Origin of the sequence: Proteus sp. G2609, assembly GCF_963896135.1 — a bacterium.
In the GTDB taxonomy this organism is placed as follows: domain Bacteria; phylum Pseudomonadota; class Gammaproteobacteria; order Enterobacterales; family Enterobacteriaceae; genus Proteus; species Proteus mirabilis.
Map to the genome: position 1 here is coordinate 232988 of NZ_CAWQNB010000040.1, position 23089 is coordinate 256076.

Consider the following 23089-nt stretch of genomic DNA (forward strand, 5'->3'; position numbering starts at 1 on the left):
CAGTATTAAGTCATTATATTAACAGGTTATTACTTTAAAAGGGATATTCGGGTGAAGTTTGAGCAAATAAACAAAAAAAGTCATTTTTTTTACGCTGAATGCTAGACAGCAAGCTCAGAGATAGGCATAATTTCGCGCTATGGAAGGATGGCCGAGTGGCTGAAGGCAGCGGTCTTGAAAACCGCCGATGGGAAACCATCCTAGAGTTCGAATCTCTATCCTTCCGCCAGAATTCGCCGGCTTAGCTCAGTTGGTAGAGCAACTGACTTGTAATCAGTAGGTCACCAGTTCGACTCCGGTAGCCGGCACCATATAAGAGCCCGTTATCTCGTAAGAGATAGCGGGTTTTTTCTTATCTTTTTCTCGCCTTTATCATCGCTTTTATCTGTAAAGCACCATTATCACAAAGCAAAAAACTCACAAAATTTAACCACTAAATTAATAAGTTATCGTTTTTTAGGCAAAATTCGACTGAAGTTTAAGCAAACAAATAAAAAAAACATTTTTTTTATCATCAGGACTAGACAGCAAGCTCAGAGATAGGCATAATTGCGCGCCATGGAAGGATGGCCGAGTGGCTGAAGGCAGCGGTCTTGAAAACCGCCGATGGGAAACCATCCTAGAGTTCGAATCTCTATCCTTCCGCCAGAATTCGCCGGCTTAGCTCAGTTGGTAGAGCAACTGACTTGTAATCAGTAGGTCACCAGTTCGACTCCGGTAGCCGGCACCATATAAGAACCCGTTATCTCGTAAGAGGTAACGGGTTTTTTCTTATCTCCACTTGTTGGGATAATGATGATCTTAGGATAATTTTCCTTGATTGACTTATAGATAAAACTGCTATACAACTAAATAAGTTAATAAGGAAAGATTGTGAATACAAGACCTCGCTCATTAAGATCAATTCAAAATTGGTGGCGCTTTATTTAAGCGGCACCTAGTCCTATTTATCTTTTATTTATATAAATAACACTATTGCCGCCAGAGCGCGGTGATGTTGTTTATGGCATTTCTCTGGCGGTATTTATCCCAACTAAGGAAATGCAATGAACAAATATCTCACTGAAAATAAATCGATAGTTTTAACAGGGGATCGGATCACTGGACCTTTACATCTTGGTCATTATATTGGCTCTCTTCAGCAACGTGTCGAATTTCAGAAGAAAGCGACACAATATATCTTAATGGCTGATATGCAAGGGTTAACCGATAATGGCTCAACACCTGAAAAGGTCAGTAAATTTCTTTTTGATGTGGTGGCTGATTATTTAGCTGTTGGTATTGATCCGAAACTTTCCACATTATGCTTACAATCCGCACTACCAGCTTTATCAGAACTGACTATGCTGTATTTAAATATTGTCACAGTATCTCGCTTAGAGCGTAATCCAACAGTAAAACATGAGATTTTGCAAAAAAATCTTTCTCGTTCATTGCCGGCGGGATTTTTAACCTATCCTGTCAGTCAAGCGGCGGATATTACTGCATTTAGTGCAGATATTGTGCCCGCAGGCGAAGATCAATTACCTATGATTGAGCAAACCAATGAAATCGTCACCAAAATAAATAGCTTAATAGGACAACCAGTATTGACAAGCTGTAAGGTCGTGGTAGGGCAAGTCGGTCGTTTACCTGGTACAGATGGTAGTGGGAAAATGTCTAAATCCTTAGGTAATACGATTAATTTATCATCCACAGCCGATGAAATTAAAAAAGCGGTTTATTCGATGTATACCGATCCGCAACATATTGATGTTGCATCACCAGGTCATATTGAAGGTAATGTGGTGTTCACCTATTTAGATGCTTTTTGCCAAGATAAAGCCATGGTGACAGCAATGAAGGCTCATTACCAAAGAGGAGGACTTGGTGATATGAAATGCAAAGCTATGCTTAATGATATCTTACAAGAGCTTCTGCAACCAATACGTGAAAAAAGAGCGCAACTTATTAATGATAAAGCTTATTTATTACAAGTGATCAAAGAAGGGAGTGATAAAGCGAAAGAAGTGACTCAACAAAAGCTTGATGAAGTAAAACGTGGTCTAGGATTATTGATCTTGTGAGCTATTGTATTTAAAAAAGCTAACATTAGGCTTAACGGTGAATATCAGTAAGCCTAGTGTTAGCACTATTCACTTTTTCATTCACTTTTCCTAAAGCGATCACCAGCCCATCACCGACCAATTAAAAACACGCCCTAAGATTTTTACTTCTTCTAAGGTTGATTCTTCATCAGGATAATCAATCGTATTATAGCTACGAATAATGATTTTATTATTGGGTAGGCGGTGCAAGATTTTAACTCTTAACAAGTCACCTTGCTGAATAGCGTAAATACCACCATCAATAATCTTAGTATGCCCTGTACTGATGGTTACAATAGAGCTGTCAGGAATAACTGGTGACATACTATCGCCATGCACTTTAAAAGCAACAGCATCACTTGGCTGTACACCATATTGATTAAATGTAGAACGAGAGAATCTCAATAATTCCACCTTTTGATTATCAGTGGTACAACTGCCAAAACCTGCGGCCAATTCAATTGTTGAATAAAATGGGATCTCCACTTCATCTCGCTCTATAGGAGTACTATTATCCCAATCATTAACAGGCATTATTTCATTAACTGAAATGCCATCATTTTTCTTGGCGCCTCTGCCATATTCTAACCATTCAGCTCGAACATCGAGCCACTGACTTAAGGCTAAAATATTTGTTGAGTCAGGAACGGATTCACCATTTAACCATTTCCAGACCGCGGGCGCACTGACTTTTATTCCTTGTTTAGCCAATGCCTCTGTAATTCTTTTACCTAACCCTCTACCCGCAATCCCGGAGTCTAGGCAGGCTTCTTGTAGTCTTTTTGTGAATGCTAACTTATAGTCATTTTTAACCACTAGTTAATTTCCTTTTCTATCTTGACGTGACTTTAGTTACATACTAGCATTAACTAACAGTTAATAAAAGTATGTTAAACATGATTTATTAACTAAATTAACCATAACGGATAGGTTGAGTATAAAATAGCATTGAGTGCATCAATACGCTAATGGTGATTTAAGCAGGCATGTAAGTGCCCCTAACTTGTTGTGGGATATGGATAAGCAAATAAGTCGTGACAGTAAATCAAAGGGAATATTGTATGAGATTAGCTGACTTACCTAAGTATTTTTCTCCAAAAAGTGTTGTATTAAGTGATGTTAGAACGCCTAAAGCTGTTGATTCATTATCCATTACGGATGTAATGGCTTCAATAAGCTTAGCGACACGTAAAGGGCGAATGGGAATAGAGCTATTTTTAGCGAAACACCACATTAACCGTCCCGAAGAAGCGATAGAAAGCCTGTATCAATGTGCATTAACTCAAGTTAACCAATATAAGATGATTGATAAGTTAGCTGAACATGATAAAGCTAAAGTTTTACATATTATCGCTGAATATGCTTTTCAGGATTATGCCAGAAGTGCAGCCAGCAAGAGAGCATGTCCTGATTGTGATGATGGCTTTATCGAAGTTGAAGTTTTTACCACCAAATGCCATGGTCGAAAAACAACCCGGCAGGTTACTCAAAATGCCAAACCTCATCTAAAAACAACCTCATCAAATAAACCTTCTTTTCGAGAGGTAAGGGAAGTAACACGCGTTATTTGCCCTACATGCAAAGGTAAAGCGGAAATTCGTTTAGCATGCCGTTGCCATGGACGTGGAAAAATTATTGATAAAAAACAGACTGAATTACAAGGAGTTGCCGTATTTAAACCTTGTCGCCAATGTGCTGGACGCGGTTATCCTCGCCTTAAATTCAGCGAAGTCTTACAACAATTGCAACATGTGGTGAGTATTTCAAAAACGGCTGCTTATAGTCATTATAAACCGCTATTTGATTTTTTAGTGGCGGAATGCTTTAAAGAAGAGTCTTTATCAGATAAATTTCTACAAGAAGTTACTATAAAATAATAATTTTCTATTTTTATTTATTTTTATGAAAAAATATTGTTGACTTAAAGGAAAAATAAGCATACTATAACTCCACAGTGAGAGATTTGTATCTAACAAGCTCTCAGCAAAATCTAAGAAGCCTCACTTTTGAAGTGGGGCTTTTTTGTTTTCAATATTTATCACTATCACACTGACCATTATATAAGCTTGGCGAGTTAATCGATCTCACTGCCAATAGGTTTATGTTATGGCATTTTTTATACTACGCTTTTATCTACATTTATTAGATAAATAAAATCGTCAATATATTCATATTAGCGTTGTGATTAAAATTAGATATGAAGAATGAATATATTATTAATGACATTTCCTCTGATTGGAGGTAAGCCATAAGAAATAATGAAAGAAAATCCAGATCTATGGGAACAAATATGCATTGTTCTTTATTCAATGAAAGAGCAAGGTATATCAGCCTTACTCGCTGGCGGAATGGCTATTCTTCGAAGTTTATATAACGCAGGAGGATGGAAAAAAACTTTTTTAGATGGACTGATGTGTGCAATGTTTGCTTGGTTTATCAAAGATATTCTCCTTTTATTTAGTATTAATCATCAATTTGCTTACTTAGCCAGTGTCTTTATTGGCTATGTAGGCATTGAACCTGTAAGCAAACTTCTTATAAGGAAAAATAGGAGTTAAAAATGGCTAAAATAGCGCGGGGTGAACGTAATAATAACCCAGGTAATATACGCCATGGTGCAAAATGGCAAGGATTAGCAAGCACGCAAACAGATAAAGATTTTTGTCAATTTATTTCACCAGAATATGGCATCAGAGCAATTTATAAATTAATTCAAACCTATCAAAAAAAATATGGTTTAAATACAATTAAAACTATTATTTATCGCTATGCACCACCTAATGAGAATAATACATTAGGTTATATTGAGCGCGTATCAAAAGAAATAGGGATTGAAAGTAATAAACCTATTGATACCCAAATAAAAAATGTTTGTATATCTTTATCTATAGCCATTATTAATATTGAACTGGGTTATCAACCCTATGCAAAAAAAGTATTTGAAGATGCTTGGTTGTTATTATGAACAATCTTACAAAAATCATAATAATCATTATGTTATGTTTAATTGCTGGACTTTTTTGGGTTATTGATAGAAATAAAATATTAAAACAAAAATATGTGAAAATTAATGAAACACTGACGCAACAGATTGTAGAAAACAAAAACTATCAATTAAGAATAAAGCAATTATATCAAATGGATACTCAACGTTTACAGGAGTTAGCCAGTGCCAAGAGCGAAATTGACCGGTTGCGTAGTTATGCTGAGCGTGATCCTGAGCGGGTGTACATCAGAGCCAGTTGTGCAACAAACGACGCCAATTCCACCCCCCGCGTGGATGATGCAACCCGCGCCAGACCTACTGACGCCGCTATCCGAAATTATTGGATACTCAGAGAAAGAATTGCTCAGTCAGAGTCCATCATCTTAGGTCTACAAGATTATATTCGCCAAGAGTGTATTAATTAAAGTGATTAAAAAGGAGTGTAAAATAAAGGAGATGAAATGAATGATAATGATATTAATAAAGCTATTCGAGAGCAATTAATAAAACAATTAATAAAAACAGATATCAATGCTGAAGTTATTACAGGATATCAACCGGAAGAAATCACTGATAATAATATTATTATGTTTTTTCCTATTAAGGAGGTGAGCCAAGGTTGGCAGAAAAGAAGTTATGATGTTCAAGGTAATAATGCCAATCACACTGAACAACAACTTGTTGAGTTAACTTATCAAGTTCAGAGCTTTACAAAAAAACAATCTGATTTTACTGCAGGTGATTTAATTAGAACAACGCGAATGATCATTCATTCGCTGCCTTTTATTGAATCAATGAGAAAAAAAGGAATAGGAATACAACGTGCGACAGAAATTAGGCGTGCGCCAATAATTAATGAAGGAAATAGCTATGAACATAATCCTTCATTTGATTTTAATGTCACTTTTCCCTGCTCATTATCTCTAAACACTGCAGCTACACATTTACTTATATCTAATCTATCTCGTATTTAAGGATAAATATGTCTATTAAACAAACACGCTATGTTGATATTGCGAGTGCGGTGATTGGTGTCTCTACTGCACCAATGCGTAAACTGACCGCACGTATTTTTTCAACAAACCCTAAAATTCCAGCAGGGAAAGTACTCGAATTTACTTCTGGTCAAGTTGATGCGTTTCTGGGAGCTGATTCTCCAGAAGCGCAATTTGCCCGCCAATATTTTAGTTATGTGAGTCCGGCTCCCGTCAGCAAGCCTAAAGAGCTACAAATTGCCTCTTATGAACCAATGGGACGAGCGCCAACACTCTTTGGTGGGCCGGTTGCCACACTGGATAAATTAAAGCTGATTGAAGAGGGTGAGTTAACGCTGGTGATTGGCGATGTGACCAAAAAAATCAGCAAGCTCTCTCTTCAAGACGTGACGTCCTATAGTGATATTGCATCTTTAATTCAAGCAAAACTCAATGCTGAAAGTGAGCCACAATTTGCCAGTTGTTATGTGACTTTTAATGCTATGGATAGTGCTTTCTTAATCAGCGGCGGTGTGCAAGAAAAAGCGCAGATTAGCGTCAACAACTCACCTCTTGCTGATGCCTTAGGGTTAAGTCAGGGACAAACTTCTGAGGGTAATGCATCACAGACTGCCCTTGAAGCATTTATGGCTGCAGAAGCTATTTCTGACTCATTTGGTAGTGCAACATTTTTAACCGAACTATCTATTGAGCAAAGTGTGGAACTGGCTGAATACGTAGCAGGTGAAAATGTCAAATACCAACTTTATTTATCGGTGCCAGATCAACAAGCTGAAATGTACAGCAAGGCATTAATGAATACCGCATCGACAGGGTTGAATTTAAAAACCGAGGAAAACTTTTTTGTGCAAGCGTTGCCTATGGCAATTATGGCAGCAACAGATTTTGAGCGTACTAATGCCACCACCAATTACATGTATCGACAATTTGGTATTACATTCCCATCGCAAGTTACCACAGATATGGCGGCCGATCGCTTAGATAAATTGCGCGTGAACTATTATGGTGAAACGGCGGTATCTGGCTCTGAGATCAGTTTCTATCAACGTGGCTTTTTATGTGGTAATGGTGCTAATCCAGTAGATATGAGCGTACATGCCAATGAGCAATGGCTAAAAGCGTATATTGCACAGCAGTGGCTTAGTTTACTACTGTCAACGCGCGGTATTCCTGCGAATAAAGATGGTGAAGCAAGAGCGATGATGATCATTGCTGGGGCAGTAACAAAGGCGTTAAATAACGGCACTATTCAAACGGGTAAAGCATTAACAGAAGTACAAAAAATCGCAATTACAGATGCGGCAGGTGATGATTTAGCGTGGCACGATGTACAAAACAAAGGTTATTGGTACAACGCTGAAATCGTTGAACAAACAGGGCCAGGGAATTTACCGGAATACACCATGAAATATGTATTGATTTACGGTAAAGGCGATTGGGTTCGTAAAGTTGAAGGCTCACATAATTTAGTTTAAGGAACAAACAATGAACGATATTTCAGCAACAGGCTTAAGCCTTATTATTCAAGCAAGTAAAACATTTCCAGCGGGTATCCCGATCACCACCTTTTCTGATGAAGGTGATCCTTTAGATTTACCGACAGTTAATATTACACAAACAGCGGTAGATATTAATGGTAATTTGGTCAGTTGGTCTTCACCAACACCTCAAACGGTCACCATTAATGTGTTAGCGGGAAGTGAAGAAGACGAAAATCTAGCTATTTTGTTTGATGCTAATACGGCAAGACGGGGGCGACGTCCTGCCAGTGATGTGATTACTTTAGTCGCTTCTTATGGCGATGGCTCTATTACCACGGCACGTAATGGACGTATTACTGACGGTTGCCGAGGTAATTCAGTCGCAGGGGCAGGACGCCTTAAATCTAAGCAGTACACTTTTATTTTCCAAGATTTTGACCGTGTTAGAGCGCGTTAAATACTAATCTTACTTTTTATCATGGCGACTTCGGTCGCCTTTTTTTATGGAGTTTTTATATGTTGATTAAGCCAAAAGAGATCACGGTGATTGATAGTGATCGTCAACAGCATACCTTTATTATTAGCCGGTTACCCGCCACAATTGGACGAGAGATCTTGGCTAAATACCCATTATCAAATGCCCCTAAAATCGGTGATTATGAAGTCAGTAAAGAGGCCATGTTAAAGATGATGGCGTATGTTGCTGTAGAAAAAGAAGGCCAAGAAATTTATTTAAAAACCAGTACATTAATTGATAATCACGTCCCTGATGGGGAAGCGTTAATTCGTCTTGAATTAGAAATGTTAAAGTACAACACCAGTTTTTTCGGCAACGGCGGGAGCCAAAATTTCCTTCAATACCTATTAGGCAAGCTCAGCGGTTCTCTCCCGTCGATTATAAAAACGCTGATGGCTTCTTTGCCGTCATCATCTCAGCCGGCTTCGCCTCTTTCACAGAACTCAAAACAACCATAGATTTAGAGGAAGCTTTTGATCTGTGGGAAATTGCGATTACCAATCGTTATAACGAGGCGCTAGCGGCGTCCAAGGAGAGATAATGTCGCTATTACCCGTATTTAGTCAGGTACTGACGTTAGACGCGGAGGTATCTGATAACGCATTAAATAATATCAGGAAATCGACCAACGAAATTCTTGAGGAAATGAAGAAAATAGAGCAGGGCGCATCAGCAGGTATTAATCGCTTTTTTGCCTTTGTTCAAGAAATAGCCGCCAGTTTTAACGAATTATCACTGGAGCCTGAAATAAACCTTTCGGTGGACAACCAAGAAATTATTCAAGCCTCTGAAACTGTTGAAAATTCGATACAACAAATCGTTAAAACGGCACTTAGTAGTACTCAAGAATTTGATACTTTTTTGCAAAATATCTTAATGGGGCTGACGAGTTTATCGCTTGATGAGCCCATAAATATTGAAATAAATAGTGGTGAAACACAAGAGAAGATCCATTCAATTACGTCAAGCATTGACGCTCTAAAAGAAGCGATGTCAGTATTAAATTACACGAGAAATTTGCTCAGCAATGATGTGGATAGTGATGCAAGTCATCTTGCGAATTTAAATGCTGAATATCAGGCAATGGAAGATCAGCTTGCTTCATTAAATAATGAATTAACTTTATTAACTGAGGCAGAAAAGAAAAATAAAGAAAATAAATTAGTTATTGATGAAGTCATTAAAAATCTAGGTGCTGATTACGATCAATTTATCAGCACCATGCAAACCCAAGGTATTAAAGCGGCAATAGAAGAAGCTCAAGCTCAACGTCGATTAAGCAGTAGTGTTGATGAAACCGGGAAAAGTTATCAGCAAACCGTCGATAAAATGAAAGATTTTATCCTAAACGCCATAGGTGCTACGGATATTATGGGGACGTTACAAAAGGTATTTTCTGCGTCACTTGAACGTTCTCAAGAAATCGAATCATTAGATAAACTCAGTAAAAAAATGGGTGTTGCGGCGATTGATATTGACGCTTTTTCAGGTGCGATGGCTGCAATTGGTGGCACGAAAGAAGCTGCTCAAGCGGATTTAGCCGCTATGGCAAATGCGTTTGATGATACGCAAGATCCCATAGAGCAGCTTTTACAGGTCGCTGATAACGTTAAAAATATAAGTTTTGATGATGCCCAAAAAGAGCTGGAAAAATTAGGTGTTGTTGATGATAAAACCATTGAATTAATGATGAAAGGTCGTCAAGAGCTAGAGCGTACGATGGGGGTACAAAAACAATTCTCAGGTATTAACGACGACAGTATTGAAAGTGCGATCCAACTCAATGCCACAATACATAAATTTAGTCAATTAGCGGCACAATTCAAAAATAACTTTTTAGATATGATTATTCCTACGCTGGCAAAAGGCATGGAATGGTTTGATAAATTAGTCGATTTTTGTGTGAAAAATAAAGATATTGTGATTAGCTTTTTCTCCGCCATCGGCGCCGCTGTTGCTATTTATTATTTACCCGTCATGATCTCTGCTGCCGCATCGACACTTGCCATGGCATTACCTATTATTGCTATTGCAACGGTGATTGGTTTATTAGGTGTCGCCTTTAAACTCGTCTATGACGATATTATGAATTTTATTAACGGTAACGATTCCATGATCGGCCGTATATTAGAAAAATACCCAGTATTAAAAAGTGTGATCATGACGATATGGCAGGCATGGCAATCATTCTTTGAATATTTAAAAGAGGCTGTCACTGTTGTTGCTGATTTTGTTATTGCTGCATGGGATCTAATATCTAACTCATTTAACCAATTTATACAGACTCTAGAAATAGGGATTAATAATCTTATTGCTTGGGGGCAATCCATTATTGATATCTTTATTTTTGTTTCTGATTCAGTGGTGAGCCTATTTGAATGGATGTGGGGCTGTGTTGAAAAGATATTGGATTTTGTCGATGAAAAAATCAACCTAATACAAGATATATGGCAATCAGCCAAAAGCTTTTTCGGTATGGACGACGAAGAAAAAGAAATTCGTGTGGTGCAAAAGGTAGAGCGGCGATTAACAAATGAGGGTGAGCTTGACTATATCTTGCCACAATCTCAAACAGCGACACGATATTATAGTCCTATGCAGGAGGTTAAATCGTTAAATAACGGATTAGCAATATCGTCAAATAACAGTTTAAACCCGATGACCAGTCAAATGATCAGTAATCAATCAAGCATTAAAAATGAAAGTAATGTGCAAATTGGTGAGATCAAAATTGAAACTCAAGCCACAAATGGTGCGGAGGTGGTTAAAGAAATCAAGAAGTCTTATACAGAGCAAGAAGCTAAAAATATATCGCAGAATCACTCTAGTGGCTGGAGGGTGTAATTATGATAACGGAAGTTAGAATTTTTGATTTAGCCTCTTTTACCACATTGTTTGATAGTGTTAACCCAACTCAAGTCACCATAGACGATAGCCACCAAGCGATTACATTTACGGTAGAAAATGGGGAAAGCCGCAGTGACCATGTGGTGATCAACCCCATCAGTATCAGTATCAGCTTATTGTTAACGGGCGATATTGCCAATGCTTATGCCACTATAAAACAGTTATATGACGAAAATACGTTAGTGGGTATTCAAACACGTGTTAGTACCTATCAACCAATGCTATTAGAAAGTCTTAGCCATGATGAAGATCCGTCAAAAGTAGACGCTATTGAGTTAAAACTGAAGTTTATTGAATGGAAAAGCATTGAGCCTGAATACAATAAAAAATCAGCTAAATCGACTAAAAAACCTAAGCAATCCTCAACGATTAATCGAGGAAATGTGAAAAGTAAAAAATCCATGCCAATAGGAAAAAAAGAGGGCTAGGAGGTAGAAAAAATGCAAGAAATACCATTACAAGCCATTCCTAATCAACGATTTTCTGTAGCAATAGCCGGTGTGAATTGGCAATTAACGCTTAAAGTGGCTAATCAAACCATGTTTTGTGATATCGAGCGAGAAGGCGAAATACTTATTACAGGAATGCGCCTTGTTGCTAATACACCGATAATTCCTTATCGCTATTTAAATCAGGGAATTAATTTAATGTTTTTAACAGAGCATGATGCATTACCTTGGTATGAGGAATTTACCAAGACGCAATCATTAGTGTATTGGAGTGAGGAAGATGGATCTTCGACGAATAAGGCTCGGAATTGAAGTCGGAGAACGGCTTCAATGGTATGAGGGATTACGTATTTCAGCCAGTGGAACAAAGTATGCCAATCCATTACAAAATGAATGTAATGTCACTATCTCAGGGCTAAATGCACAAACAAGAGATTATCTGCTGACAGAAACCAGTCCCTATAATAACAATAAGCAAACGCGACGACTCTATTTGGAGGTCGGCCGAGTTAATACCGGATTACTCTCTTTATTTATTGGCGATATTGTCAGTGCTGAAATAGATTCACCTCCTGATGTGACGTTAACTTTATCGGCAAAAACCAGTCATCAAAGCGCGGGAAAAATTATTTCTTCCAGTGGCGGCACAATGCGCAGGCTGAGTGAAATAGCCTTGGCTATTGCTGATGATTGTGGGGTGAAACTAGATTTTCAAGCTACCGATAAGAATATTGCTAATTGGTATTATTGTGGCTCAGCATTGCATCAAATAGAACGTTTACAGGAAGCTGGGGACGTTAAAGCCTTTATTGATGATGATACGTTATTTGTAAAAGATGACGACAAAGCACTAAAAAGCCGTTTGCGTATTTTAAATATGAATTCAGGCATGATTGGCATTCCCAAAGCGACAGAAAGTGGGTTAACCGTAAGTTACTTGATTGATAGCACCTCTGAGCTTGGTGGAATGCTTCGCCTTGAGAGTAAATTAAACCCTTCATTAAATGGTGATTATATCATTGAGCAATTGGCGTTTAGTGTTGCCTCACATGAGGCTGATTTCAACTATACCGCAATTTGTAAACGAGCTTAATTATGAGTAAACCCAATAACGATATTGCGAGTGTTGGTTCACTGGCAGGGGCTTTCTCGTCCGCATTTCGCCATTTGATGATGAATACGGATGATATGTTGCCCGCAACAGTCATTGATTATGATGAAAAAAGCAATCGAGCCGTGATCAAACCACTGGTGATGATGTTAACCACGGATAATCAAACTATTTCACGAGCACCCGTTGCAAATATTCCCGTATTTCGCTTTGGTGGCGGAGGTTTTTTTATTAGAGCCCCGATTAAAGCGGGAGATTTTGGTTGGTTAAAAGCTAATGATCGTGATATTAGTCTTATTTTTCAACGCGGTGGTCTAGAGGATAGACCTAATACCACCCGATTACATACCTTTAGTGATGCGATGTTTTTTCCTGACACCTTAAAAGGTTGGGTGATCGACGGAAAAAATATTGATGCTTTGGTTATTCAGTCAATGGATGGCTCTGTCTGCTTTTCTCTTCATAACGATAAAGTTGTACTAGAAACCCCCAAGTATGAAATCAATGCTCCAGAAACGATATTTACCGGCAATGTCACAGTAAATGGTAATTATGCGGTAAATGGAAATAGTGATTCTCAAGGGGGCGTGATGCGTCACAACGGGAAAGATATCGGTTCAACCCATCGCCATAGTGGCGTACAAGCAGGCAAAGATAACACAGGGAGTCCAATATGAGGACATTTGCTATAAACCAGCATAATGATCTGGTGATTGATGCTAAAGGTGATCTGCAAATTTGTGATAACGATGAAGCAGTAAAAAACCTTTGTCAGCATTTTATTAAAGCGGTTCGTGGTGAGATGTTGCATAAAAAAGATAAAGGTATTCCTTATTGGTCAGCAACATTTAGCCGTCAAGTTGATATTCCTTTATTTGAAATGGCTTTTCGACAACGTCTGGCTGAAATCGAGGAAGTTGTGGCTATCAGCCATTTTAATGCCTTTTTAGATAATGGCGTACTGAAATATCAGGCGGATATACGCACGATATATGGAGGATTTACATTACATGGCTGATTATCGATATATTAATAATAAAGGCGTTATTGTTCCTGATACGGCAGCGCTACGAAAGGAGGTAGAAGACGAATTTCGCACTGTCTTTGGGCAATCAATCAATTTATCGCCAGAAACGCCCCAAGGGGTTTTGGCAACAATGGAAATTGAAAATCGCGATGCCATTGTGCGTAATAATGCCGAACTTGCTAATCAAATTAATCCCGATATTGCTGGGGGTATTTTTCTTGATGCAATATGGGCGTTAATGGGAGGAGAGCGTATTAATGCCACACACTCCTATTTAAGTAATGTGGAATTTATGGGAGTGCCCGGCACCATTATCCCTAAAGGTTCACAAGCTCTAACGATAAATGGCGCAGTATTTGAAACATTAACCTCTCTTATTATCGCAGACACTGGAAAAATAACTGGGGATATGCGCGCTAAAGAGTACGGGCCTATCACTTGTGGTATTGGGCAATTAAATAAAGTGGCAAGTTCGGTATTAGGCTGGGAAAAAGTCAATAATACCACGCACGCTATTATTGGCCGTTATGCAGAATCTGATATTAAAGCCAGGCGTCGGCGTAAACAGACTCTCGCTAAAAATACCATCAGTGTTGCCCAAGCTATTACATCGTCCCTCTATGAATTAGCCGGGGTTAACTCTCTCTCTTTTCGAGAAAACTTCACTGATAAAACATTAACTATCGATGGTATTTCCTTATTGCCACATAGCATTTATGTCTGTGTTGAAGGGGGAGACAGCCATGAAATTGCCAATGTTTTATTAAGAACGAAAACAATAGGTGCGGCGTTTAATGGTGATATTGAAATAAATCTCTTAGAGCCAGCAAGTGGTCAAGCATATCCGATTAAATTTTCACGACCAAAAGAAGTGGCGATTTTTTGCAAAGTTACCGTTAAAAAATCCTCTTTTGATGCACAAACCATTATTCCTGATGCACTAGAAAAATGGAGTCATGGAGAGATAGAGGGGGATAATGGGCTGGTGGTAGGGCGAGATGTCTCTCCTTTTGAGATTTCCGCTGCCGTCAATGCTGTGGAGCCACATTTATTTGTCACAAAAGTTGAGTTATCAACAGATGGAAAAAATTGGCATGTAGCATTAATTCCCATTGCCATTAATCAAATTGCCCGCTTACCTAAAGGGGCGATACAAGTGGTGATGGTATGAATATTCAACAGTTTGATTATCATTCCGATCTTCTACAAGCGATACTTTGGCAATATGAAAATGCCGATAAATTAAAATCACTGGCTCATTTTAAGGCAGACTATTTTCACCAATCCACCGTGTTATTTTGGCAAAATTGGTATCGCGATATATTTAATATTGATACCGCCAACGACTTTGGGTTAGCAGTCTGGGCGCGTATTTTAGATGTGCCTTTAGGCATTGATATTTCCCCAAGTGAGAAAACAAAAATAGGTTTTGGCTTTGGTAAAAAGAAAGCTAATTTTAACGCAAATTTTCGACGCAATACCGATTACACCTTATCACTGACGTTAGATCAAAAAAGAATGTTGATAAGAATGCGTTATTTCAATCTCACCCAAAGTCCGACGGTCACCAATATTAATCAATTTTTAAAACGTTTTTTCTGGCGAGGTGAAAGTAAAGTATTTGTACTTGATCCCTTTGATATGACGTATATGTATTACGTTTTTAATTTTAATCCCGATGAACGCTTACGTTTATTATTAGAAAACTTCGATTTAATGCCACGTCCTTCTGGCGTAGGCGTCAAATATCGCATCATAACTAAAAAAGCATTTGGTTATGGTTCATATCGTAAAAATTTCTTAAAGAGTAATTTCGGAGAATAAATCCTATGACTAAAATATTTAAAATCCCCTTTGCCACGCAAGGGGATAAAACAGTTGTGCCTGTTGAGATCCAAACAGATGGCTCAGTATCTTATACTCAAGGTTACGGTTATGATTATGAGCGTGACCAAGTCACTGATCCGGCGGCAAAAGATATTGAACGTGAAAAAATGAACAGCCTATTTCACGATATCACCGAGTCTATTGGTGAAATGCAATTACAAGGTTTTGCTAAATGGTCAGAAGTGGGCAAGCCCTATGCCATTCGTAGTGTGGTTTATCATAACAATAAGGTATGGCAGTCTAAAATTGAGAATAATAATATTGAGCCTATTGCCGGTAATGCATGGGCTGAGCTAAAAGCTGATATCACCGCGAATGAAGTGGGTGCTTATAACAAAGCCGAGGCTGATAAGCGTTTTCAGCCGGTGGGTAAATATCAAGCGGAAGGTTATAGCTATGCAAAAGCGGAATCTGATACTAAATATCAGCCCAAAGGCAATTATGCTCCTGCGGGAAATTATGCGAATAAAGGCGATAGCTATACCAAAGCGGAGTCTGATGGGAAATATCAACCTAAAGGCAATTATCAAGCATCAGGAGATTATGCCACCAATACCAATTTAAAAAATGAGCTTAATAAAAAATTTGATAAAGGTAATATTGCTCAAGCGACCGGAACCTCAACGGCTCATGTTATTAGCCAAAAAGCCGCTACTGATGCTTTTCAGCCAAAAGGGAATTATCAACCCAAAGGGAATTATGCATTAGTGGGTGCATCCTATACTAAAACGGAATCTGATAATAAATATCAACCTAAAGGCAATTATTTAGCGACAGGTTATAGTTATTCTAAATCAGAGTCAGATGGTAAATATCAGCCTAAGGGGAATTATCAACCCAAAGGGAATTATGCAGTTATTGGGAGTAGTTATACTAAAGCGGAAAGTGATAGCAGGTATCAATTAAAACAAAATATGGGGATTAATAATATTAAAGGTCGTTGGGATGTAGGCTCAACTATTACAGTTCCTTTTGATTTGCGAGGTCAAATAATAAATATAGTCAGAGCAGGTGAGGATTGGACATCATCAGGCATGCGAGCAGTTCAGCAAGCGTTATGTTGTCCATTAATAAATGGTACAACTGAAATGAAGTTTGATTCAAATAAAGGCTCATCATTCGCACACTGGCAATTCACGTATGAAACAAATAAAACAACGATTAAAATAATTGATGGCTACTATGCCAGAATAACAGAAATATGGTATCGAAAATAATTACTGTGATTAATTATATCGTTCTGCATGGATTGATATTCCACCATTAGCGCAGTTGGAGTTATCAAGTATTGCAGAGCAATGTAAAATGAAGTTAATCAATGAAGTAACAAATATTATTGCTCCAATGGCTGACGCCTTAAATGGCGGATATATTGATGATAAAGATATTAGACGACTGGATAAATGGCAACGTTATCGGTATGAGTTAACCAAGATTAATATATCATTAGCACCTGATATTGAATGGCCACAAAAACCTGAGTAGTAATTATTATATAGAAAGCCACCTGAACCTCTCTGGTGGCTTTAATTTATTAATTTGATGTCGTTTATTTTAATTTATATTGTTATTACTAATAATTGTATTATTATATTTTATCTAAAATTACTCTAATAAAATATACTATGAAAATTACCCTCGCTAGCAACCGACATTTATCCATACTTGTTAAGCTTGATTCCTATGCTCAACAAAATCCTTCTCGTATTGATGAGATCGACGTATGGTTAACTAATCAGGCCATTTATCTGCTAGAGGTGAAAAGTGAAATTATTGGTTATGGTGTTGTCCATCGCCATTTTTTTGGTCAGCAATTTATTGAATTAGTGATGATAGCTAAAGAGCATAGGGGAAAAGGTTATGGCAAAAAACTAATTACTTATTTTCAGCAAAAAATAGCGACAGAAAAATTGTTTACTTCAACCAATCAATCTAATGTACCCATGCAAAATTTACTTATTCAATTAGGCTTTGTTGAAAGTGGCTATATTGAAAACCTTGATGAAGGTGATGCTGAGCTTATTTTTTGTTTTATAAAAAATCATTGATAGTTTAGGCTAGAAACACGCTAATAGATTAGTGAAAGACTAATATATTGAGTGAAATACATTTCAGTTTTTAGAATAGTTCTTAATTTTTAAGAGCCTCTCAATAAAGTGATTAAATAAAAATATTCTATATCAACCATCTTATTTTAATTTAATCAACCAAAAATAGAAAATATAATGGCCATTGGAAAACTCAATGGCCATGTTATTGCGATAAGAAAAGCACTCAGCAGGCGCATAGCCAAACTGGGATCTTTGGTTAAAAAGAAGGTGATAATAAAAGAGAGTACAGCCCCAATTAGGTAGCCTATTCCAATAGTTGCAATAACAGACATAGTCGATCTTCAGTAAAAAAATTGCAGTAATTGTACGCTAATTTTGTTAAAGAAACAGACTAAGAAGAAAAAAATTTCAACAAATGTCATTAGCAATTGGTGTTTTTTTAGCATTTATTTCATTATTGATCGCATATTTTACTTAAGTAACATCCAACAAGCTTATAACAACTTTTCTTGTTTTGCCGCAGTCTTTGCTACTGTAAGTCTTTTTAATACCCTAACACTATTTTTTAAGCTTTATCCCTTTTAGGCTTTTACCTATTCTATTAACGATCCCAAAGGGGATTATAGTAACAACATCCTTATTATATTGATTACTAAGTTACATATATCATTAACAACATTGTTTAGAGTATAACTTGCTCATGGATGGGTAACACTTAAAGGAGCTAAGTGTTAACTAGGACGTGATTAAAATCCTCTTGTTGCCTTTAAAGAGGATTTATTTTTTTGTTTTTTTAAAGAAGCTCGATCCCTGTAACCTTTTTCATACTATTCATAGGTTAAAAATCAGTATACTTTAGAGATAATATTTCTTATCAATTTATATAAGGTGGTTATCGCTATGGTTCCTTACCAACCCGTATTAACCTTTTGGTTTGAAGAATGTACCCCAAAACAGTGGTTTCAAAAGGATAGCGCTTTTGATAAAGAAATTAAGGATAGATTTGGTGAGCTATGTATTAGCGCAAGTCGTGCAGAGCTTGCCTCTTGGCGCGAGAGCATTGAAGGGCGGTTAGGGGAAATTATTATTCTAGACCAGTTTTCACGTAATATTTGGCGTGATACACCAAAGGCTTTCGCCCAAGATAATATGGCGTTAATTCTTGCTCAAGAAGCCATTCGGTTACCCGAATATCTCACCCTAACACCAGTAAAACGCAAATTTCTGATCATGCCATTTATGCATTCAGAATCACAAAAAATCCATCAAGATGCTATTGCGCTGTTTTCACAATTAAATGATGACGACACGTATCAATATGAATTACGCCATAAAGAGATTATCGATACATATGGTCGTTATCCTCATCGTAATGAAATTTTAGGCCGTACTTCCACAGCAGAAGAGTTAGCGTTTTTACAACAACCCGGCTCCTCATTCTAAAAAGAAAAAATGCATATCTAAAAAGATATGCATTTTGTTTTTCGTTTCTTGCCGATGACTATGCTTATGATGATAAATCAATAATGATAAAGCGTCATCGCACAGAAAACCCATATTACATGGTTATATGCCATAAGTTATAAAAGGCAATGCGACCGGATAATTCAGCAATTACGACCGCTGCGGCACAAGTGGCTAAGGTCACTTTTGAGGTTTGCGCTTTTAATGCACTAAACCCGACAACCACAATACCTAATGCTAATACTGCTAATTGGAAACCCCAAAACAGTGATTGCTCAGCACTTAATTCTGGGCCATTAAAGCTTAGGAAACTGACATAACCGGAGCGTGCGGCAAAGGTAATTATGGCACCGATAATAAAGGACAATGCCCCTAAACGTCTTGCACCACTGACCATCGCAAGTACCCCACCGCCAATTAATAGCGTCATCCAAAACTGTAACGTGGTGTAATCTGTATTCCAGTTAGCTATTGTTGGAATATGGTAAACTTGCGGAATTGACCAAACAAAAGCTAAACCAAAAATAACGGTAAATAGATTACAAATTTCACGTAATCCCCGCCATTTTTTCATAATAGTGAGTGCCACTGTTGCAAAAGCAAAACCAGTAAATACACCACTTAGAAAAGCTTCGTTACTCATTGGAGAACGGCCCACGCCTAATAACATATTGAAAAAGCGTAGTGGCTGACCTACGTGTAATCCACCAATACCTAAGCCCACAAGCATTAATATCAGAGCAAGAATATTGGCATTACGCAGTTGTTGTTCATCAATTTGACCTAACTTTTTACTGATATAAGCGATCAGAAACAGACCTGCTGCGCTAGAGCCTAAAACAGTAAAAAAGACAAGAGGAAGTTCATGCATGGTTTATACCTCCGCCGCATTTTGAACTGAGCCGGTTTTATCACCAGAAGGTTTTGCATCTTTATGTGCTTTTATCACGATATTTGGGTTAGTTAAGCTTGGATCTGGCATTGGTGCGATACCACACTCTGTACCATGTTTCGCTCTGATCACTTCAATATCATCAAAATCCAGTGCACGTTGTGGACAAGATTCAACACAGACCGGTTTCATACCTTGGGCGACCCGCTCATAGCAACCATCACATTTTGACATCAATTTTTTCTTTTCATCAAACTGTGGTGCGCCATAAGGGCAGCGTAATTCACAATAACGGCATCCAACACAAACATCTTGATTAACAACCACTAAACCGTCTTCTTCACGTTTATGCATCGCGCCAGTAGGGCAACCTGCCACGCAAGTAGGGTTAGAGCAGTGGTTACAAGAAATTGATAAATAATAACTATAAATATTTTGTGTCCAGATACCGTCTTGTTTTGCCCAGCTACCACCGCCATATTCATAAACACGACGGAATTTAGGGCCTAAATCTAAATCTTTTTCGTCCTTGCAACTGACTTGACAGGTTTTACAGCCAGTGCATTTAGTGGAGTCAAAATAAAAACCATATTGCTTCATGAGTTAACTCCTTATGCACGTTTCACTTCAACAAGGTTAGTATGTTGTGGATTTCCTTTAGCAAATGGCGATGGGTGCCAGCTTGTTAATGTATTAATACATCCACCGGTATCTACACCTGTTGTATCAAGTGAACGCCATGCACCTTGTGGTACTGCAATCACACCAGGTAATACACGATCTGTCACTTTGACACGAATATGCAAGCGACCACGTTCGTTATAAATCTCAGCAATATCGCCAGATTTTAATCCACGCTGTGCCGCATCAACGGGGTTTAACCAAAATTGATGAGGAATAGCTTCACGTAACATTGCGACGTTAAAATAGGTAGAGTGGACATGACCTTTATCGTGGAAGCCCGTCATTTGCAGTGGGAACTTCTCTTTTAAGGTAACGTTTTCAACACCTTCTTCATTTTTACAATATTCTGGAATTGCAGGAATACGATCACCTTCTGGTAAGATCCAACCTTCAGTGTCTTGCATTAATTTCTCAGAATAGATTTCAATTTTACCTGATGCTGTTTTTAGTGGGTTGGCGATAGGATCTTGGCGAAATGCTTCTAATGCAACATAAGCGCTACGAGGAGGAAGTTTTCTATCCACAATCCCCATATCGTTAGTTTCAGCAAAAGAAGGAAGCGCTGGGTTATTTGCTTTTACTTGGTTATAGCAATACTCAATCCACTCTTGGTAGGTTCTACCTTCAGTAAATTTCTCTTTAACACCTAATTTTTCAGCGATATCTGCCAATACATCATAGTTAGGACGATTTTCCCATAACGGCTCAATAGCATTTTGTAAACGCACCATATAATGATACGCACCACTTGCATAAGAGTTATTGATAAGATCGTTAGTTTCCACAGTAGTGACATCAGGCAGTAAAATATCGGCATATTTTGCTGATGGTGTCATGTGGTTATCCCACACTAAAATAAATTCACATTTTGATTCATCTTGCAGTAATTCATGTGTTTTATTGAGATCAGCATGCTGGTTACCAATCACATTACTGGAGTAACACCACATAAATTTAATGCCCGTATCCAGCTTATCTTTATTTCTGACACCGGCATTTTTACTGGTTAATTCTTCACCACGAGCAACCGCTTCAGACCACATAAACGTTGGGATCTGGGTTTTTACTGGATTTGGTATGGCAAAACTTGCGACAGGGTATTCAATGCTACCGCCCCAACATCCGGTATTAGTACCAGGACGACCAATATGACCAGACATTAATGGCAACATCATAATTGCACGGCAAGCTTGTTCACCATTACTGGTACGCTGAATACCCCAGCCTTGGGAGATCCACGCCGCTCTGGCATTACCAATTTCACGTGCCAATTGAATAATACGCGCAACGGAAATTCCGGTTAATTGACTTGCCCACTCAGGGGTTTTAGCAATCCCATCAGGACCATTACCGAGAATATAGTCTTTGTAAGAGCCATTTTCAGGTGCTGAGGCTGGCAGAGTTTGTTTATCCCAACCGATGCAATATTCACGTAAAAATGCCTCATCAGTGATGCCCTCTTGGATCATCACATAACCTAACGCAGCCACTAATGCAGCATCAGTACCCGGATAGATAGGGATCCACTCTGCACCTAATGTTGTGACACTATCAGTACGACGCGGGTCGATAATAATTACTTTACTTTTACTCTTATCTAACGCATTCAGTGTTTCATAGAACTGACCACCGCCAGACATACGAGTTTCAGCAAGATTATGACCAAACATCACAACCAGATCTGAGTTTTCGATTTCTGTTAACAGAGATTCCAGCATATCACCATACACATAAGGGACGATGCCGGTTAATTGTGAATAAGAGTAAGTACCGTAGTCACTTAAGAAGCCACCGACTGTACTTAATAGACGTTTACAGGCCGTTCTACCATGTAAATTCGCCCCGGTAGATCCAGTACCATATTGGTAATAAATAGCCTCATTACCATAGGTATCTATAGTATATTTTAGCTTATCCGCGATAATCGAAGTCGCTTCATCCCAAGAGATACGCTCGAATTTCCCTTCACCACGTTTACCGACACGTTTCATGGGGTATTTTAAACGGTCTGGATTATAAGTTTTCCAACGAACGGAACGTCCACGTAAGCAAGGACGGATCTGATGAAGACCAAAGGTTGAGTCATCAAACATGGTTTCATTGGAAATACGGCGGATCACGCCATCTTTAACATGAACTTTTAATGGGCAACGACTACCACAGTTCACTAAGCATGCACTGTATTTGATGGTTTCAGACGTCTCATCAGGACGAATACCCTGGGGTGTTTGAGCATTAGCAGAGAAAGGTAATGATACCGTTCCAGCTACAGCAGCAGCGCCAGAAAGAACAGCTGCAGACTGAATGAAGCCACGCCGGCTCATTTCAGTGATAGAAACATTATTTTTAATTTTTGACATTGACATTACCCTAACATTTTTCACAACAAATAAAGTTGTATATCTATGTTAAGTTATTACACCTATACCTATAATGATTTATATCAATATAAAAAATGTTAATAAGGTTATCTAAAAAAATAATTATTAAACAATTGGTTACATTTTGCGGTTAATACCACTTTAGTGGTAAATAAAATATCAAATATATA

26 protein-coding genes and 4 tRNA genes are annotated in these 23089 nt (G+C 38.1%); 25 read left to right on the top strand and 5 right to left on the bottom strand.

Going from position 1 to position 23089, the window contains the following annotated elements:
- The first annotated feature begins 141 nt into the window (after positions 1-141).
- From AACV01_RS14360 to trpS, 5 genes are all read left to right on the top strand, one after another.
- Positions 142-229: transfer RNA gene (locus tag AACV01_RS14360), tRNA-Ser, on the top strand.
- Between the two features lie 6 nt (positions 230-235).
- A tRNA-Thr gene (locus AACV01_RS14365) sits at positions 236-311 on the top strand.
- A 249-nt stretch (positions 312-560) separates the two neighbouring features.
- Positions 561-648 (top strand) — tRNA-Ser (locus tag AACV01_RS14370).
- 6 nt (positions 649-654) lie between these two features.
- Positions 655-730 (top strand) — tRNA-Thr (locus AACV01_RS14375).
- Between the two features lie 316 nt (positions 731-1046).
- A complete protein-coding gene (gene trpS / locus AACV01_RS14380) occupies positions 1047-2066 on the top strand; it encodes a tryptophan--tRNA ligase (protein ID WP_012368094.1) in 1020 nt (339 codons plus the stop codon).
- Between the two features lie 99 nt (positions 2067-2165).
- On the opposite strand, the gene AACV01_RS14385 is transcribed toward trpS, so the two are convergent.
- Positions 2166-2903, bottom strand: coding sequence for a LexA family transcriptional regulator (locus tag AACV01_RS14385; RefSeq protein WP_004248370.1), 738 nt, complete (start codon positions 2901-2903; stop codon positions 2166-2168).
- A 245-nt stretch (positions 2904-3148) separates the two neighbouring features.
- Between AACV01_RS14385 and AACV01_RS14390 the strand changes: the two genes are divergently transcribed.
- The 19 genes from AACV01_RS14390 (at position 3149) to AACV01_RS14480 (ending at position 17495) form a co-directional block, all read left to right on the top strand.
- Positions 3149-3964 (top strand): antitermination protein Q, encoded by an 816-nt coding sequence (locus AACV01_RS14390; protein ID WP_012368093.1) that lies wholly within the window; start codon positions 3149-3151, stop codon positions 3962-3964.
- A 381-nt stretch (positions 3965-4345) separates the two neighbouring features.
- A complete protein-coding gene (locus AACV01_RS14395) occupies positions 4346-4645 on the top strand; it encodes a phage holin, lambda family (protein ID WP_004248367.1) in 300 nt (99 codons plus the stop codon).
- Positions 4646-4647: 2 nt separating this feature from the next.
- Positions 4648-5052, top strand: a complete 405-nt coding sequence (locus AACV01_RS14400; protein WP_012368092.1) for a hypothetical protein — start codon at positions 4648-4650, stop codon at positions 5050-5052.
- The gene (locus AACV01_RS14405) at positions 5049-5498 is read left to right on the top strand and encodes a lysis system i-spanin subunit Rz (RefSeq protein ID WP_012368091.1); all 450 of its coding nucleotides are present in this window, start codon (positions 5049-5051) and stop codon (positions 5496-5498) included. Before AACV01_RS14400 ends, AACV01_RS14405 begins: the two co-directional genes overlap by 4 nt.
- A 36-nt stretch (positions 5499-5534) precedes the next feature.
- Positions 5535-6047 (top strand): phage gateway protein, encoded by a 513-nt coding sequence (locus AACV01_RS14410; protein ID WP_012368090.1) that lies wholly within the window; start codon positions 5535-5537, stop codon positions 6045-6047.
- An 8-nt stretch (positions 6048-6055) separates the two neighbouring features.
- Positions 6056-7543, top strand: coding sequence for a DUF3383 domain-containing protein (locus AACV01_RS14415; RefSeq protein ID WP_012368089.1), 1488 nt, complete (start codon positions 6056-6058; stop codon positions 7541-7543).
- A gap of 10 nt (positions 7544-7553) precedes the next feature.
- A complete protein-coding gene (locus AACV01_RS14420; RefSeq protein WP_012368088.1) occupies positions 7554-8006 on the top strand; it encodes a phage tail fiber protein in 453 nt (150 codons plus the stop codon).
- A gap of 59 nt (positions 8007-8065) precedes the next feature.
- Positions 8066-8524: a hypothetical protein gene (locus tag AACV01_RS14425; RefSeq protein WP_004243627.1), complete on the top strand. Its 459-nt coding sequence runs from the start codon at positions 8066-8068 to the stop codon at positions 8522-8524.
- Between the two features lie 82 nt (positions 8525-8606).
- Positions 8607-10910, top strand: a complete 2304-nt coding sequence (locus AACV01_RS14430; protein ID WP_161683138.1) for a hypothetical protein — start codon at positions 8607-8609, stop codon at positions 10908-10910.
- Between the two features lie 2 nt (positions 10911-10912).
- Positions 10913-11401 carry a phage baseplate protein gene (locus AACV01_RS14435; protein ID WP_004243624.1) on the top strand — a complete coding sequence of 163 codons (489 nt, stop codon included), beginning with the start codon at positions 10913-10915 and terminating at the stop codon, positions 11399-11401.
- A gap of 12 nt (positions 11402-11413) precedes the next feature.
- The gene (locus AACV01_RS14440) at positions 11414-11734 is read left to right on the top strand and encodes a phage baseplate plug family protein (RefSeq protein WP_004243623.1); all 321 of its coding nucleotides are present in this window, start codon (positions 11414-11416) and stop codon (positions 11732-11734) included.
- Positions 11703-12515, top strand: a complete 813-nt coding sequence (locus AACV01_RS14445; protein ID WP_004243622.1) for a baseplate hub protein — start codon at positions 11703-11705, stop codon at positions 12513-12515. The genes AACV01_RS14440 and AACV01_RS14445 overlap by 32 nt, the downstream gene beginning before the upstream one ends.
- 2 nt (positions 12516-12517) lie before the next feature.
- On the top strand, positions 12518-13210 hold the full coding sequence (locus AACV01_RS14450; RefSeq protein ID WP_012368086.1) for a Gp138 family membrane-puncturing spike protein: 693 nt from the start codon (positions 12518-12520) through the stop codon (positions 13208-13210).
- The gene (locus tag AACV01_RS14455; RefSeq protein WP_004243617.1) at positions 13207-13551 is read left to right on the top strand and encodes a hypothetical protein; all 345 of its coding nucleotides are present in this window, start codon (positions 13207-13209) and stop codon (positions 13549-13551) included. Before AACV01_RS14450 ends, AACV01_RS14455 begins: the two co-directional genes overlap by 4 nt.
- The gene (locus AACV01_RS14460) at positions 13544-14731 is read left to right on the top strand and encodes a baseplate J/gp47 family protein (protein WP_046334423.1); all 1188 of its coding nucleotides are present in this window, start codon (positions 13544-13546) and stop codon (positions 14729-14731) included. The genes AACV01_RS14455 and AACV01_RS14460 overlap by 8 nt, the downstream gene beginning before the upstream one ends.
- A complete protein-coding gene (locus tag AACV01_RS14465) occupies positions 14728-15384 on the top strand; it encodes a DUF2612 domain-containing protein (protein ID WP_004243615.1) in 657 nt (218 codons plus the stop codon). The genes AACV01_RS14460 and AACV01_RS14465 overlap by 4 nt, the downstream gene beginning before the upstream one ends.
- Before the next feature lie 5 nt (positions 15385-15389).
- Positions 15390-16664: a hypothetical protein gene (locus AACV01_RS14470; protein ID WP_237585037.1), complete on the top strand. Its 1275-nt coding sequence runs from the start codon at positions 15390-15392 to the stop codon at positions 16662-16664.
- Between the two features lie 31 nt (positions 16665-16695).
- On the top strand, positions 16696-16932 hold the full coding sequence (locus AACV01_RS14475) for a tail fiber assembly protein (protein ID WP_112843325.1): 237 nt from the start codon (positions 16696-16698) through the stop codon (positions 16930-16932).
- 140 nt (positions 16933-17072) lie between these two features.
- A complete protein-coding gene (locus AACV01_RS14480; protein ID WP_161683140.1) occupies positions 17073-17495 on the top strand; it encodes a GNAT family N-acetyltransferase in 423 nt (140 codons plus the stop codon).
- Between the two features lie 155 nt (positions 17496-17650).
- Here the strand turns inward: AACV01_RS14480 and AACV01_RS14485 are convergent, their stop codons facing one another.
- Positions 17651-17830, bottom strand: a complete 180-nt coding sequence (locus AACV01_RS14485) for a GhoT/OrtT family toxin (RefSeq protein WP_017628013.1) — start codon at positions 17828-17830, stop codon at positions 17651-17653.
- A 568-nt stretch (positions 17831-18398) separates the two neighbouring features.
- Here AACV01_RS14485 and AACV01_RS14490 point away from each other — a divergent pair.
- A complete protein-coding gene (locus tag AACV01_RS14490; protein ID WP_104836535.1) occupies positions 18399-18941 on the top strand; it encodes a DUF924 family protein in 543 nt (180 codons plus the stop codon).
- 115 nt (positions 18942-19056) lie between these two features.
- Here AACV01_RS14490 and AACV01_RS14495 read toward each other — a convergent pair whose 3' ends face one another.
- The 3 genes from AACV01_RS14495 to AACV01_RS14505 are packed head-to-tail and all read right to left on the bottom strand — an operon-like array spanning position 19057 to position 22904.
- Entirely contained in the window at positions 19057-19833 is a 777-nt protein-coding gene (locus AACV01_RS14495) for a dimethyl sulfoxide reductase anchor subunit family protein (protein ID WP_004243611.1), read from the bottom strand.
- Positions 19834-19836: 3 nt separating this feature from the next.
- Positions 19837-20454, bottom strand: a complete 618-nt coding sequence (locus tag AACV01_RS14500) for a DMSO/selenate family reductase complex B subunit (RefSeq protein ID WP_004243609.1) — start codon at positions 20452-20454, stop codon at positions 19837-19839.
- A gap of 11 nt (positions 20455-20465) precedes the next feature.
- Positions 20466-22904 (bottom strand): DMSO/selenate family reductase complex A subunit, encoded by a 2439-nt coding sequence (locus AACV01_RS14505; RefSeq protein WP_012368081.1) that lies wholly within the window; start codon positions 22902-22904, stop codon positions 20466-20468.
- Positions 22905-23089 lie beyond the last annotated feature (185 nt).

Bases quoted from the DNA above. Each gene is read 5' to 3' on its own strand.
- AACV01_RS14440 (WP_004243623.1), top strand. From the start codon at position 11,414: ATGCAAGAAATACCATTACAAGCCATTCCTAATCAACGATTTTCTGTA.
- AACV01_RS14500 (WP_004243609.1), bottom strand. From the start codon at position 20,454: ATGAAGCAATATGGTTTTTATTTTGACTCCACTAAATGCACTGGCTGT.
- AACV01_RS14425 (WP_004243627.1), top strand. From the start codon at position 8,066: ATGTTGATTAAGCCAAAAGAGATCACGGTGATTGATAGTGATCGTCAA.
- AACV01_RS14395 (WP_004248367.1), top strand. From the start codon at position 4,346: ATGAAAGAAAATCCAGATCTATGGGAACAAATATGCATTGTTCTTTAT.
- AACV01_RS14465 (WP_004243615.1), top strand. From the start codon at position 14,728: ATGAATATTCAACAGTTTGATTATCATTCCGATCTTCTACAAGCGATA.
- AACV01_RS14420 (WP_012368088.1), top strand. From the start codon at position 7,554: ATGAACGATATTTCAGCAACAGGCTTAAGCCTTATTATTCAAGCAAGT.
- AACV01_RS14400 (WP_012368092.1), top strand. From the start codon at position 4,648: ATGGCTAAAATAGCGCGGGGTGAACGTAATAATAACCCAGGTAATATA.
- AACV01_RS14490 (WP_104836535.1), top strand. From the start codon at position 18,399: ATGGTTCCTTACCAACCCGTATTAACCTTTTGGTTTGAAGAATGTACC.
- AACV01_RS14460 (WP_046334423.1), top strand. From the start codon at position 13,544: ATGGCTGATTATCGATATATTAATAATAAAGGCGTTATTGTTCCTGAT.
- AACV01_RS14505 (WP_012368081.1), bottom strand. From the start codon at position 22,904: ATGTCAATGTCAAAAATTAAAAATAATGTTTCTATCACTGAAATGAGC.
- AACV01_RS14450 (WP_012368086.1), top strand. From the start codon at position 12,518: ATGAGTAAACCCAATAACGATATTGCGAGTGTTGGTTCACTGGCAGGG.
- trpS (WP_012368094.1), top strand. From the start codon at position 1,047: ATGAACAAATATCTCACTGAAAATAAATCGATAGTTTTAACAGGGGAT.
- AACV01_RS14485 (WP_017628013.1), bottom strand. From the start codon at position 17,830: ATGTCTGTTATTGCAACTATTGGAATAGGCTACCTAATTGGGGCTGTA.
- AACV01_RS14480 (WP_161683140.1), top strand. From the start codon at position 17,073: ATGAAAATTACCCTCGCTAGCAACCGACATTTATCCATACTTGTTAAG.
- AACV01_RS14435 (WP_004243624.1), top strand. From the start codon at position 10,913: ATGATAACGGAAGTTAGAATTTTTGATTTAGCCTCTTTTACCACATTG.
- AACV01_RS14410 (WP_012368090.1), top strand. From the start codon at position 5,535: ATGAATGATAATGATATTAATAAAGCTATTCGAGAGCAATTAATAAAA.
- AACV01_RS14405 (WP_012368091.1), top strand. From the start codon at position 5,049: ATGAACAATCTTACAAAAATCATAATAATCATTATGTTATGTTTAATT.
- AACV01_RS14455 (WP_004243617.1), top strand. From the start codon at position 13,207: ATGAGGACATTTGCTATAAACCAGCATAATGATCTGGTGATTGATGCT.
- AACV01_RS14390 (WP_012368093.1), top strand. From the start codon at position 3,149: ATGAGATTAGCTGACTTACCTAAGTATTTTTCTCCAAAAAGTGTTGTA.
- AACV01_RS14445 (WP_004243622.1), top strand. From the start codon at position 11,703: ATGGATCTTCGACGAATAAGGCTCGGAATTGAAGTCGGAGAACGGCTT.
- AACV01_RS14495 (WP_004243611.1), bottom strand. From the start codon at position 19,833: ATGCATGAACTTCCTCTTGTCTTTTTTACTGTTTTAGGCTCTAGCGCA.
- AACV01_RS14415 (WP_012368089.1), top strand. From the start codon at position 6,056: ATGTCTATTAAACAAACACGCTATGTTGATATTGCGAGTGCGGTGATT.
- AACV01_RS14470 (WP_237585037.1), top strand. From the start codon at position 15,390: ATGACTAAAATATTTAAAATCCCCTTTGCCACGCAAGGGGATAAAACA.
- AACV01_RS14430 (WP_161683138.1), top strand. From the start codon at position 8,607: ATGTCGCTATTACCCGTATTTAGTCAGGTACTGACGTTAGACGCGGAG.